This window comes from Photorhabdus noenieputensis (assembly GCF_018448935.1).
GTDB classification, from domain to species: domain Bacteria; phylum Pseudomonadota; class Gammaproteobacteria; order Enterobacterales; family Enterobacteriaceae; genus Photorhabdus; species Photorhabdus noenieputensis.
In genome coordinates this window covers 263,637-276,821 of the sequence record NZ_RCWC01000002.1, presented here as the reverse complement: position 1 = coordinate 276,821, position 13,185 = coordinate 263,637, and the positions used below count along the sequence as shown (strand labels likewise).

Here is a 13,185-nt window from a genome sequence, read left to right as displayed (position 1 = left end):
ACAGGTATTTAAGCGTTAATCGAGCGAGAAAATAGTTTTTAAAAACAACAATATGAAATTATTTTAACGTATTAAAAGCATAAAAGAAGAATGGTTTAATTTACTGAAAAATACAGTGCTAATTATAAATCGGCTACTATTTTATCAGATGTTTTCTATACGAAACAACTAGAAACATAGGCAGTAAAACTCATGAGCTACGAAGTTTTGTAGGTACATCACACAATTGTCGGTATGTTAAGGGGAATCTGCCAGCTATCATTGTTTTAAATTATCTTAATGCCGAGTCTTTTCTTTGGTATCTTTCCCTATTTAATTGATTTTTAAGAACTTTATTATAACTTGTGACCACGGTACATGTCGTTGTAATCTAATGGCATATATGGATAGAAAAGATGTTAGATAAAAAATGATAGAGCGCCAAATTTTTGAGACCTTATTAACTAAGACAACAGAAAAACTCACTCAAGACTTGAGATCATCAAACGAGCATCATAACTCAAAAAAATTCGAGCAAAGAGTCAGAGAGGTTTTAGGAGAGATATTAACGGACATGAGGTTATCTGTAGATATGAATCCTCCTGCACAAGAGTTTCCAGACATAATTATTGGAAACTTTGGTGTAGAAGTAAAATATTCAGATAATAATACATGGAGATCAATAGCAAATAGCATTTTCGAAGGGAGTCGTAAGCAGGGAGTAGATTATGTATATCTACTTTTTGGAAAAATTGGCGGAGAACCAGAAGTTAAATGGGGGCGTTATGAAGAATGTATCATGCACGTAAGAACGTCTCATGTTCCAAGATTTGAAGTGGAAATTAATGCCAAAGAACCATTATTCGATAAGCTCAATATAAGCTATAACGACTTCAGGATTTTAAGTCCGGAAGAAAAAATGCCCTTCATTAGAAAGTATGCAAAAAATAGGTTAAAGCCCGGTGAAAGGCTTTGGTGGATTGATGATCAACCTGATGAAAGAACTCTACCATTGGAAGTAAGGCTATATACAAAACTTTCTCAGCCGGAGAAGCGAAAGTATCGAGCAGAATCAGCAGTACTTTGTCCACAGATTGTTAAATCTAGCCGAGTATCAGGAAAATACGATGATGTGACAATGTTCCTTCTAACATATTATGGCATATTATGTAATCAAGCTAGAGATTTATTTTCTGCTGGAAGTGTCGCAATGAGATCGTCGCCAGAAAGAGGTGGCAATTATATAGAAAGGGCATTAAAAGATATAGAGATCGAAATGCTTAGAGCGTTTTATGAATTAGAAGATGCCTTATTTGAAGAGTATTGGAGAGTAGTTCTTCCCAAAGAAGAAAGAATTAAGTACTGGTTAAAACTGGCAGATACCTATGCTGTAGGATGGAAACCATCAGAAACTCTATTTATAACCGCTAAATATTAAGTCTTTGCAACAATACCATGACTGATAACAAATAACAGTCATGGTATTCTAAATATATTGTTTATAATTTATCGAGATATTCTTCAACGGATTGCGCTAAATGCCAAGCTAAAACCGGTGGAACAGCGTTTCCAACCTGTCTTTCGGTTTCCCTCAAGTTCGATTCGAAAACAAAATTATCAGGAAATGACTGGAAACGTGCAGCCTCTCGCATCGAAATACGACGATCTAATTTATAATGGAACTGAATATTACCATGACATTCCGCTCTTATAGTCTGAGATGGCTTATCTTTCTTTAAACGTCTACTTCCTTGGTCTGGGCTTTTTTTAGCCTTACTCCAAATATGATTAAGATTGCGATCTTCATCAACGGTTTCTAAATCATGAATCGCATCATAACAAGTCAACCATTCGTTTTTATGGAGAATATCAACAGGTTCTTTGAATAAAGGATTTCCATGTAATGTTCCAACAATAAAAACTCGCTCTCTCGTTTGGGGTACACCAAAATTGGCTGAATTATATAGTTTATAACTAACATTATAACCCAATTCACTGAAATCCTTTATAACACGGGCTAAAGACTCTTCATTATACTTCATGAGTAGCCCTTTGACATTTTCAGCAATAAAAATCTTTGGTCGTGAGCGTTTAACAGCTTCGACCATAGCAAGATATAAACCGCTGCGCTTTCCGTCTACGCCAGCTCTTTTACCATTGATAGATATATCTTGGCAGGGGAAGCCTCCTATCAGTACATCACATTCTGTAGGGGTTGAATCGATAAGTTCCCATATGTCGCCTTCAACGATATCATGAGAAAAGTTTTTTTTATATGTTTTTACTGCATTGGGGTTGAATTCATTAGCCCAAATAATTTCAAATTTTGTTTTTTTATATTCTTTATTCAAGACAGAAAAACCGCCACAGAAGCCTAAATCCATTCCGCCACAACCAGCAAAAAGCGAAACCAATTTATACTTTTCTTTTTGAAAGATATCACTATTCGATGCTAATGCCATCGATATTTTATTTTCAATCCATGCTGCTAAACTTACACCTTGCGCCTCAGCTAAAGCTTTCCATATTTCCTTTTGAGATGGAGTAATCCGTAAATGGATTTTCTCGCTTTTAATTTCTGATGTAATGCTTGTTGTCATTTCTTCACTCTCGTTCTCATCGGCCTTAACCTGATCTTTTATACATGATAAACAAAACCTGATGTGTGCACAACATAAGTTGCAAATAATTTAATTATTTTTATCTTGTTGTTTTTATTGATTTTTTATTTTTTTAAATGTGCGCAAAACCGTATAAAAAACGCCATAATGAAGGATGGAGTGAGAGCTTAATGAGTCAAAGAAAGGAGAGAGGGATGATTTCTCGATCTTCACTGTTTAAGCTTACTAGCACAACGACTGCATAAGTTTAATCCCTTGATAGTCTATCTCGCAATTTCTAATACCTGTAAAAATCCACTCTTCAATACAATCCTGCAAAATAATGCTATCCAGTTTTTTCTTCCCTAACAATGCACACTCCCATACAACCAGAACCCTATAACCAAGATTGCTCAAATTAGATATAACACGCATATCTCTTTCTATATTATTTTTGAGCTTTTTGGTCCAATATTCACTTGTAGATTTTGGCGGTCTAAACATGTGGCACGAATGACTGTGCCAAAAACAGCCATTAACAAGTATGGCTGCTTTATGCTCGACACACACAAAATCTGGTTTGCCATATATTTTTTCACATTGGGATATGTGATTAATCTCAAGATTATTTAGGATTTTTTCGACAATGATTTCTGGCTTTGTGCTTTTTGAGTGTATAGATCTCATGATATGCGAGCGTTTAATTTTTGATATCGCTTTCATTCCATTTTCCTCCTTAACAAAAACAAATAGAATTATAGCATATTTCACAAACTAAATTTACCTCCCCTCTATACTATCTAAAAATATCTGACCTCTTTTTTGAGACTGTAATTTAAACTGACGTATTTAAGGCATCACAGAATTGTACAACAAATGCAATATAATAACGCTGCAAGTAACCCAATTTGCATTCGGTTAAATCATTTATCTAGGGATTTTGTTATGCCGATTTTTATCATCAATTATTTAACTGGTTTATGACATGGTTTATTCTCCGATTGAAAACACTATTAAAGCGACTCATTTTGAAAAATAGATTATCGAATTAGCAGATTCATATTCTTATTTATCTTTTTTCCTGTAAATATAAGCATTAATTAAACCCATTTTTATTTCTCAGTTTTCATTGACAGCTTTATGATGGGTAGGCTTTAAACTATTGTTAAAAGTAATTTTTTCAACCACTGATTTTAAATAAGGTTTCATAATTACGCTATACGTGGTTTTATTCAACCAATTGTTATAAATAACATTTCGTAATTATGATACACATAGCCCTCTTCAACTCATTGTTATACATAGAATTATGAGTGGTATAAAATGTAGCACTATTTTGGGATTTTATTTATATAGAGTTATATGTTATGTTACGTAACGTGTGTAAGGTGTAGCACTATTTTGGAAAGTTATTTAATCAGTATAAAGATTTAACAGTTTTTTATTACTTTTGACGCCTACTTTTTATATTTACTGACACTATCTTATCAGGAACTTTAATCAGTTTTTATAGGTCACTACCCTTATGTTTTTTCGGATAACAACCTATCTTTAAGAGATTAAATCCTACCAAATCAACCATTTTATCCTTTTTTATTTCATTATTTTTTACGGTTTTTTTTCATAAAATAACGGTAGTAAAATACTTTCATATCCTTCTGTTTCAATAATATTATTTTACGCGCTGGTTTATTTTAAATTATCTGTTAATAAATTTAGATTCAATTAACTATTCTCATTAAAAGCTAATTTATTTAAATCAATTACATAAAAAACACCACCCCTGCATTTATATTTTTAAATAGCCATTGCTGGTTATAGTTAAATATAAAAAAAATCGAATAACACCATTACTGATAAATACATTAAACATGGTAGTAAATAGGCCGTTTTTAGTCACCCTTCACCTTTTAAAAACCTCGCATTAATGGAGCACCTGTTTTTTTACTCTTAGCTGATTAATCACTGTTAAAAATAAGCGTATAATCACACACACAAAAAAAGAATACGCAGGTAAAAAAAGATAGTAAACCACGTTAATGAAGATAATAAATCTGTAAAACAATTCCCATTCCGAGGTTTTTCATATTTTTAAATAAAAATTCATTTAACAAATGGTTTTCATTAGATAGTTTATGCAAATATAATAGTTTTTTTCATCCCCTAACGCGGCTTAAAACCAGAAAGGGTAAAAGGTATATTAATGGTATTAAAATCAACGCCCATTTCTTTAATAAATTTTAATCCCGTTAATCCCGTTAATCCCGTTAAATGTTTTGATATAACATCATATTATTGGGTTAACACTGTTATTTTACACTTTGGTTAATCAATTTAAAACCTGTTTTCTCCGATGTTTCCTCTTTTAATGTCAATATAACATCAGATTTTTTACCCGCCTTTAAAAATCCTTAATCACTTCTTTTTACCTTTGATGATTTAAGTTTTTACCTATTTACTCATAGTACACTTGCCTCTTTTCCCTGATTCTAAAACCACACTGATAGACAAAAACGGCTTTTCTTAAATACCTGTTTTATCACGTTCAGGATAAGGCATATTTACTTTTACTCGAATGAGTGAAAGTTTCTGTAACCCTTTGCTTTCAGATAGCACGAAAAACGATAAACCATACGGTCTAACCTGAACAAATCGGGATCTTATGGAGTAAGTAAAAAGCGCTCTTTAGGTTAATTGGCTCGGTGTATAAATCCACTTTCTGGTCGGTCATATCGACTTTCACCTTTCTTTACCGCTCTTTTATGACAGGCTTCAGTTTTTTTCCAACCGTAGCTCAATCTTCATTAACCGCTTTCTCCAACATTTTAACGAAACAGAGATAGGTCTCCAGACTATGGAGACTTAAGTTACATCAATATGAAATAAAAAACCTTCGTAATGATTGTAACGATAACTATTCTCACATTAAGATGATACCGTGATTATTGACTTTTGATGTTATAGGGTATGTCTGACCGCATTGTTGTTTCTGCTGAGCTAACGTTTGAATCGCTTTACGGCGAGCATCATGGCTGGCTGAAAAACTGGCTCACGCGCAAACTGCAATCGTCCTTCGACGCCGATGACGTAGCGCAGGATACCTTCCTGCGTGTGATGACCGGCGACTCGCTACAAGCCATTCGCGACCAAAAATCCTTCCTCTGTACGATCGCCAAAAGGATAATGATCGATCTATTTCGCCGCAACGCGCTGGAAAAAGCCTATCTGGAACTACTGGCGCAACGGCCCGAGGCGCTTATGCCCTCGCCGGAAATCCGTCAGTGTCAACTTGAAACACTCCAGCAAATCGACCAGATGATCGATGGTCTGAGCAACAAAACACGTCAAGCGTTTTTATTGTCTCAGCTTGAAAATTTGACCTACAGCGACATTGCTTCACGCCTCAATGTGTCCGTCAGTTCCGTGAAAAAATATATGGCCAAAGCCACCGAGCACTGCCTGCTGTTTCGCCTGGAGCATGGACTCTGATATGGATACCATGTTAACCCATTCTCGCCGCCAGGCATTAAAATCAGCATCACACTGGTATGCGATACTGAGTAGCGATCAGGTCAGTCCGCTGCAAACTGAAAAATGGCAACGCTGGTACGAACAGCATCCAGATCATCAATGGGCGTGGCAGCAAGTGGAAAATCTGCGCAACCAGATGCTTGTCGTGCCAGGTAATGTGGCAAGCCACACACTTCAGGAAACTTACCTGTCACGACGCAGGGTGATGAAAGGCATACTGTTACTACTAGGGGCTGGCGGTGGCTGGCAACTGTGGTGTTCGGAAGTGGGAGAAGGTCTGCGGGCCGATTACCATACTGCTAAAGGAGATATTCAGCATTATCGACTGAGCGATGGCACACTTCTTACACTCAATACCGACAGTGCCGCAGATGTCCATTTTACTCCTCAACAACGTCTGGTACATCTCCGGTACGGCGAAATTGCCATCACTACCGGGCATGATACCGAAGCAAAGCTGTTTCGTGTACAAACCCGTCATGCACAACTGACTGCGCTAGGTACCAAATTTACGGTTCGCCAGGAAGCCAACGCCACACTACTTAGCGTTCAGCAACATGCCGTAGAGGTGATACTGACCGGTGCCGATCATAAATGCATTGTGCGTCAGGGCGAAAGCCTAAGATTCAGCGCCACAGATTTTGGTGAACTGACTGCGGCAACCGCCGAAGACAACGCATGGACGCAGGGTGTACTAAGCTTCAGCGATAAGCCACTGAATGAAGTAATAGCAACCCTCTCCCGCTATCGAAGCGGTATATTACGCTGCGACCCGGCCGTTGCCTCGCTGCGGTTAAGCGGCACTTTCCCGATAAAAAATACCGATACGATATTAACCGTCATAGAGAAAACACTTCCCGTTAAGATTCAATACATTACCCGTTATTGGGTGAATGTTCTGCCCGTAGAAAAATCGTTAACGTAAAAAATTATCATTTTCAATTGTCCTTTTTGTTTCCTCGTTCGACTTCATAAGTGAATACAGCAACAAAATGATTATGGAGACGTTATGATGCCTTTACGTGCACAGCCACTGCGCGCGCTTCACAAAGCAACACCGCTGGTAATGGCGATTCGTTTGAGCCTGCTACCGGTGGCTTGCCTAACCTCAGGGATAACGTATGCTGCGGTAGAGCCAGCTAGCGTACACTATGACATTAATGCAGGCGAACTGGATAAAGTTCTGAATCAATACTCCATCCACGCCGGTATTACCCTTTCAGTAGATGCCAGCTTAACCCACGGCAAACAGAGTCGCGGTCTACACGGCAATTACTCCATCACCGATGGACTGAATACCTTGCTGGTCGGCACTGATTTGCAGGTGAAAACATTGGACAATAACACGTTCACACTCGAACCCGCCCCTGTTGCGCAAAAAGACGTGCTGACCGTGGTAGGAGACTGGCTAGGTAGTGCACGTGAAGCTGACGTGTTTGAACATGCAGGCGCACGTGATGTCGTCCGCCGGGAAGATTTTGCTAAAACAGGCGCAACCACAATGCGTGAAGTGCTGAACCGCATTCCCGGCGTCAACGCACCAGAAAACAATGGTACCGGCAGCCACGACTTAGCGATGAACTTTGGCATTCGTGGCCTGAACCCACGTCTCGCTAGCCGCTCTACGGTTCTGATGGATGGCGTTCCAGTACCCTTCGCGCCTTATGGACAGCCACAACTATCGTTAGCGCCAGTATCTCTCGGCAACATGGACGCAATAGACGTGGTACGCGGCGGCGGCGCTGTACGCTACGGGCCACAAAGCGTCGGTGGTGTGGTGAATTTCGTGACCCGCGCTATCCCGCAGAATTTTGGTATTGACGCAAGTGTGGAAGGACAACTCAGCCCCACATCCTCACAAAATAATCCAAAAGAAACCCATAATTTCATGATCGGCGGTACGGCAGATAACGGTTTCGGCACGGCTCTTCTCTACTCCGGCACACGCGGCAGCGACTGGCGCGAACACAGCGCCACGCACATTGACGATGTGATGCTCAAAAGCCGCTATGCACCCAATGAAGTGCACACTTTCAACAGCCTACTGCAATATTATGATGGCCGCGCGGATATGCCCGGGGGCCTTTCACGCGCCGATTACGATGCCAATCGCTGGCAATCCACTCGCCCATATGACCGCTTCTGGGGCCGCCGTCAGCTTGCAAGTCTCAGCTATCAGTATCAACCTGACCAACAGCATAAATTCAATATTCAGGGCTTATATACTCATACCTTGCGCAGCGGCTATCTTGAACAGGGCAAGCGCATTACCCTTTCCCCACGCGAATACTGGGTGCGCAGCATCGAACCACGTTATAGTCAGCTCTTCAATTTAGGTCCTTCGGCCCACGAAGTAGGGATTGGCTACCGTTATGTGAATGAATCCAGTCACGAAATGCGTTACTACACCGCCACCAGCAGCGGCGAATTACCTAGCACGTCAAGCCCTTATGACCGTAATACCCGTTCCGGCACCCAGGCACATGCTTGGTATATTGATGACCGCATTGACATCGGCAACTGGACCATCACGCCGGGGATACGATTCGAACATATCAAATCCTTCCAAAACAACAATGTGAAAGGCACCCGCCAAGAAGTCAGTTACGATGCGCCGCTGCCAGCACTCAATGTTCTTTATCACGTTACTGATAGCTGGAATCTTTACGCCAATACGGAAGGTTCATTCGGTACCGTACAGTACAGCCAAATTGGCAAGGCGGTGAAAAGCGGCAATGTAGAACCGGAAAAGGCGCGAACCTGGGAAGTCGGAACTCGCTACGACGACGGCGCATTGGCTGCGGAAATGGGGCTGTTCCTGATTAACTTCAACAACCAGTACGACTCCAACCAAACTAACGATACTGTTACGGCACGTGGAAAAACCCGACACACTGGGCTGGAAACTCAGGCACGTTACGATCTTTCCGAACTTACGCCCAAATTGGAGAACGTTTCGGTTTACGCCAGCTACACATATGTGAGCGCGGAAATTCGTGAAGAGGGCAACACCTACGGGAATCAAGTGCCGTTCTCACCGAAACACAAAGGTGCATTTGGCATAGATTACAAACCGGGTAACTGGACCTTCAACCTCAACAGTACATCCCAATCCAGCCAATTTGCTGATAACGCTAATACCGTGCAGGAAAGCGCCAATGGCAGCACCGGTCGCATTCCAGGCTTTATGCTGTGGGATACGCGCGTGGCGTATGACTTCGGTCCACGCATGGCTAATCTGAGTGTGGCCTTGGGGGTGAAAAACATTTTCGACCACGAGTATTACACCCGTTCCTATGATGATAATAACAAAGGCATCTACGCCGGGCAGCCACGTACGTTCTATATGCTGGGTTCTGTAAAATTCTAACGTTACATTAATCCGTTCGCCGGGCTATCGCCCGGCTTTGCTATTTCTGGAGCTAAGTTATGCTTACACCGATTCACGTTATGTTTATCGTTTTGCTCTTCTTCACCAGTCTGCCCCACGCCATTGCGGTCACAGTACAGGATGAGCAGGGCAGTTTTACCATCAATACCGTTCCCCAACGCGTGGTCGTGCTGGAGTTGTCGTTTGCTGATGCATTGGCCGCCATCAATATCAGCCCGGTGGGTGTTGCCGATGATAATGATCCGCAGCGCATCCTCACCGATGTTCGACAGCGTATTAAACCCTGGCAATCAACGGGCACTCGCGCCCAGCCAAGCCTTGAAGCCATCAGTGCGCTAAAACCAGATCTCATCATTGCAGACAGTCAACGCCACACGGGGATTTATCGGTCACTCAAGGGCATCGCTCCCGTTCTGCTACTCAAGTCCCGTAACGAAACTTACGAAGAAAACCTGCAATCTGCCGCGATCATCGGCAAAGTCATGGGGAAAGATAGTGAGATGCAGAAACGGCTGGCAGAGCACCGTGAACGCATGAAAGGCTATGCTAGCCAGTTGCCACAAGGCGTCAGCGTGGTTTTTGGTACCTCGCGCGAACAGCAATTTAATCTGCACTCCAGCGATACCTATACCGGCAGCGTCTTAGCGGCATTAGGGCTGAAAGTTCCCACTCCAGTTAACCATTCAGCAATGGCTTCTCTCAGCCTTGAACAGTTACTGGCTTTCAATCCTGACTGGCTTATCGTGGCCCACTATCGTCAGGAAAGCATCGTCAAACGCTGGCAACAAGATGCGCTGTGGCAGATGATGACAGCACAGCAAAAACGTCAGATAGCGGCGGTAGACAGCAACACATGGGCTCGCATGCGCGGGATATTTGCCGCAGAACGCATTGGCAGTGATGCAATAAAAATCTTCCATCATCAGCCAGTTAATGAAACACCATGAGGTGCCGCCATCATCCAGTCTGGCTTTGGGGATTGCCGCTGGTAGCACTGTTTAGTGCATTCTGGCTCAGCCTGTTTTGTTATTCTGCGATTCCCATTCCCGCCATCAGCGCACTCAAGGCACTGGTGCCAGGCCATACACCGACGCTACCTGAAGCGCTGGTTATCAACCTGCGGCTACCACGCAGTCTGGTTGCTATTCTGCTCGGCGCAGCTCTGGCATTATCCGGCGCACTACTCCAGACGCTCACGCATAATCCGCTGGCCTCCCCCTCCTTACTAGGCATTAACAGTGGCGCTGCACTGGCTATGGCGCTGGTTAGCGCTTGCAACCCGGCACTGCTGGCCGGATATTCCATTTCTTTGGTGGCGGCCTGCGGCGGCGGCATTAGCTGGATGATGGTGATGGCCGCAAGTGGTGGCTGGCAACAAAAATACGATCGCAACCAGCTAATTCTGGCAGGCATTGCCTTATCTGCCTTATGTATGGCACTAACACGTATTACGCTACTGCTTGCCGAAGATCATGCTTATGGCATTTTTTACTGGCTGGCGGGGGGAGTCTCCCATGTTCGCTGGCCTGAATTCTGGCAACTATTCCCTTTCGTGGTGGTCACTGTACCTGTGGTTTTATTGTTGGCGAAATCGCTTAATCTGCTCAACGCTGGCGATGTCAGTGCCCATACGCTTGGTGTGAACCTGACGCGACTGCGTATCTTCGTCAGTCTGGCGGTACTGATTCTGGTGGGAGCCTGCGTCAGTGTGGCTGGGCCAATCGTGTTTATTGGCCTGCTAATGCCGCATCTGGCGCGTTTCTGGGTTGGCTATGATCTACGCCGCACACTGCCAATGTGCATGTTGCTGGGAGCGGTGTTTATGCTACTTGCGGATTTACTGGCCCGTGCACTAGCCTGGCCAGGAGAACTCCCGGCAGGCGCGGTACTGGCGCTGATTGGCGCACCCTGCTTTGTCTGGCTGGCAAGGAGGCGAACATGAATCGTCAGGTTATCTTACTTTTAGTAGTGTTGCTGGCTGTTACGCTGGTGCTAGCACTACGCATGGGCGCACAACCACTTCCTTGGGAAGCGTTAATAAGCGGCTGGCAACCCAGTGACAAACACCACTTTGTGCTAACGCAGTACCGCCTGCCGCGTATTTTACTCGCCATCACTGTAGGCGCTGCGCTGGCGCTTTCCGGCGTTCTGGTTCAGGGTATTGTTCGTAATCCATTGGCCTCCCCCGATGTACTAGGGGTAAATCATGCAGCAAGCCTGGCGTCGGTAAGTGCGCTGCTCCTTTTCCCTTCTCTGCCAGTGCAGTGGCTTCCGCTACTCGCTTTTGGCGGTGGAATGGCTGCGCTAATCCTGCTGCGGGCAATTGCCGGACCCTCTTCGCCACTGCGCCTTGCACTGGTTGGCGTCGCACTTTCAGCTACCTGGACAAGCATCACCGACTACCTCATGCTCTCACGCCCACAAGATATCAATAACGCGCTGTTGTGGCTGACCGGCAGCCTGTGGGGACGCGACTGGCAGTTTGTGGCTATAGCCTTGCCAGTATTGATAATACTGATACCGCTCAGCCTGCGTTTTTGTCGCGATTTAGATTTGCTGGCACTTGGTGATGACAGCGCCAGCACACTGGGCGTCTCGCTCCTACAGGTACAATCCTGGGGATTAATGCTGGCAGTAGCGCTCGCCGCAACAGGCGTTGCCGTTTGCGGGCCGATTGGTTTTATCAGCCTCGTGGTACCCCATCTCGTTCGCAAACTTGTGGGAGGACGGCATCGCTGGCTTATACCAACATCCATGCTTATGGGTGCTCTGGTTCTACTACTAGCCGATTTGCTGGCAAGGACCATAGCCCCACCAATGGAATTGCCTGCTGGCGTACTGACCGCCATCATTGGCGCCCCTTATTTCTTCTGGCTTTTAGTGAGGACACGTTAAATGCAACTGGCTACGGAAAAGTTATCTGCGGGCTACGGGGAGAAACGTATTCTAAATGACCTGTCGCTCACCCTCCCGACCGGAAAAATCACGGCTCTGCTCGGCCCCAACGGCTGCGGAAAATCGACATTACTGAAATGCTTTTCACGGCTATTAACGCCATTATCTGGAAAGATAACAATAGATAGTGAACCTTTAGCGCACTTTTCCTCACGCAAGCTCGCCAGACATCTGGCGCTTTTACCGCAACATCCTCTCACACCAGAAGGGATCGCCGTCCATGAACTGGTTGCATACGGACGCAGCCCTTGGCTGACGTTCTGGGGGCGTTTAGCACCTCATGATCGTCATCTTGTACAACAAGCAATGGAAAAAACGCAGATTAGCCATCTTGCCAATAAACGCGTTGCCGACCTTTCTGGTGGGCAGCGCCAGCGCGCTTTTCTGGCGATGGTTCTGGCCCAAGATACGCCGGTGGTGCTGCTCGACGAACCCACGACATACCTGGACATCAACCATCAGGTGGAATTGATGAAGCTGCTGCGTGAACTGAACAATGAAGGAAAAACGGTCGTGACCGTACTTCATGACCTCAATCAGGCTAGCCGGTACTGTGACCACTTGGTGCTGCTTTCCCAAGGGCAGATTGTCGCCCAAGGCTCACCCGAAGAGGTTATGACACCGAAATTATTACAGCGGGTATTCAGCATCGAAGCGGAAATTCATCCCGAACCCGTTTCAGGTAAACCAATGTGTGTGGTGTGTTAAGCGGGAATCTAATGTAACGTG

At 44.1% G+C, this 13,185-nt stretch carries 10 protein-coding genes; 8 read left to right on the top strand and 2 right to left on the bottom strand.

The annotated features are described in order from the left end of the window. The first annotated feature begins 409 nt into the window (after nt 1–409). Complete coding sequence (locus EAE91_RS03325; protein ID WP_214052376.1) at nt 410–1,417, top strand: restriction endonuclease; 1,008 nt, start codon at nt 410–412, stop codon at nt 1,415–1,417. A gap of 61 nt (nt 1,418–1,478) precedes the next feature. On the opposite strand, the gene EAE91_RS03320 is transcribed toward EAE91_RS03325, so the two are convergent. Further along, nucleotides 1,479–2,579, bottom strand: coding sequence for a DNA cytosine methyltransferase (locus EAE91_RS03320; RefSeq protein WP_214052375.1), 1,101 nt, complete (start codon nt 2,577–2,579; stop codon nt 1,479–1,481). Between the two features lie 246 nt (nt 2,580–2,825). Next, nucleotides 2,826–3,302: a very short patch repair endonuclease gene (locus EAE91_RS03315; RefSeq protein WP_105399380.1), complete on the bottom strand. Its 477-nt coding sequence runs from the start codon at nt 3,300–3,302 to the stop codon at nt 2,826–2,828. A 2,244-nt stretch (nt 3,303–5,546) separates the two neighbouring features. Between EAE91_RS03315 and fecI the strand changes: the two genes are divergently transcribed. The 7 genes from fecI (at nt 5,547) to fecE (ending at nt 13,164) form a co-directional block, all read left to right on the top strand. Beyond that, complete coding sequence (gene fecI, locus EAE91_RS03310; protein WP_036778240.1) at nt 5,547–6,068, top strand: ferric citrate uptake sigma factor FecI; 522 nt, start codon at nt 5,547–5,549, stop codon at nt 6,066–6,068. A 1-nt stretch (nt 6,069) separates the two neighbouring features. Further along, the gene (gene fecR, locus EAE91_RS03305) at nt 6,070–7,035 is read left to right on the top strand and encodes a ferric citrate uptake sigma factor regulator FecR (RefSeq protein ID WP_214087235.1); all 966 of its coding nucleotides are present in this window, start codon (nt 6,070–6,072) and stop codon (nt 7,033–7,035) included. Between the two features lie 84 nt (nt 7,036–7,119). Continuing rightward, nucleotides 7,120–9,480, top strand: coding sequence for a TonB-dependent Fe(3+) dicitrate receptor FecA (gene fecA, locus EAE91_RS03300; protein WP_214087234.1), 2,361 nt, complete (start codon nt 7,120–7,122; stop codon nt 9,478–9,480). 59 nt (nt 9,481–9,539) lie between these two features. Further along, the gene (locus EAE91_RS03295) at nt 9,540–10,448 is read left to right on the top strand and encodes a Fe(3+) dicitrate ABC transporter substrate-binding protein FecB (RefSeq protein ID WP_214087233.1); all 909 of its coding nucleotides are present in this window, start codon (nt 9,540–9,542) and stop codon (nt 10,446–10,448) included. Further along, nucleotides 10,445–11,443, top strand: coding sequence for an iron-dicitrate ABC transporter permease FecC (gene fecC / locus EAE91_RS03290; RefSeq protein WP_214087232.1), 999 nt, complete (start codon nt 10,445–10,447; stop codon nt 11,441–11,443). The genes EAE91_RS03295 and fecC overlap by 4 nt, the downstream gene beginning before the upstream one ends. Next, nucleotides 11,440–12,396, top strand: coding sequence for a Fe(3+) dicitrate ABC transporter permease subunit FecD (gene fecD / locus EAE91_RS03285; protein WP_214087231.1), 957 nt, complete (start codon nt 11,440–11,442; stop codon nt 12,394–12,396). The genes fecC and fecD overlap by 4 nt, the downstream gene beginning before the upstream one ends. Then, nucleotides 12,397–13,164, top strand: a complete 768-nt coding sequence (fecE, locus tag EAE91_RS03280) for a Fe(3+) dicitrate ABC transporter ATP-binding protein FecE (RefSeq protein ID WP_214087230.1) — start codon at nt 12,397–12,399, stop codon at nt 13,162–13,164. Nucleotides 13,165–13,185: the final 21 nt, after the last annotated feature.

Excerpts from the sequence above, each read along its gene's own strand:
- fecA (WP_214087234.1), top strand. The coding sequence starts at position 7,120 with ATGATGCCTTTACGTGCACAGCCACTGCGCGCGCTTCACAAAGCAACA.
- fecD (WP_214087231.1), top strand. The coding sequence starts at position 11,440 with ATGAATCGTCAGGTTATCTTACTTTTAGTAGTGTTGCTGGCTGTTACG.
- EAE91_RS03315 (WP_105399380.1), bottom strand. The coding sequence starts at position 3,302 with ATGAAAGCGATATCAAAAATTAAACGCTCGCATATCATGAGATCTATA.
- fecC (WP_214087232.1), top strand. The coding sequence starts at position 10,445 with ATGAGGTGCCGCCATCATCCAGTCTGGCTTTGGGGATTGCCGCTGGTA.
- fecI (WP_036778240.1), top strand. The coding sequence starts at position 5,547 with ATGTCTGACCGCATTGTTGTTTCTGCTGAGCTAACGTTTGAATCGCTT.
- fecR (WP_214087235.1), top strand. The coding sequence starts at position 6,070 with ATGGATACCATGTTAACCCATTCTCGCCGCCAGGCATTAAAATCAGCA.
- EAE91_RS03325 (WP_214052376.1), top strand. The coding sequence starts at position 410 with ATGATAGAGCGCCAAATTTTTGAGACCTTATTAACTAAGACAACAGAA.
- fecE (WP_214087230.1), top strand. The coding sequence starts at position 12,397 with ATGCAACTGGCTACGGAAAAGTTATCTGCGGGCTACGGGGAGAAACGT.
- EAE91_RS03320 (WP_214052375.1), bottom strand. The coding sequence starts at position 2,579 with ATGACAACAAGCATTACATCAGAAATTAAAAGCGAGAAAATCCATTTA.
- EAE91_RS03295 (WP_214087233.1), top strand. The coding sequence starts at position 9,540 with ATGCTTACACCGATTCACGTTATGTTTATCGTTTTGCTCTTCTTCACC.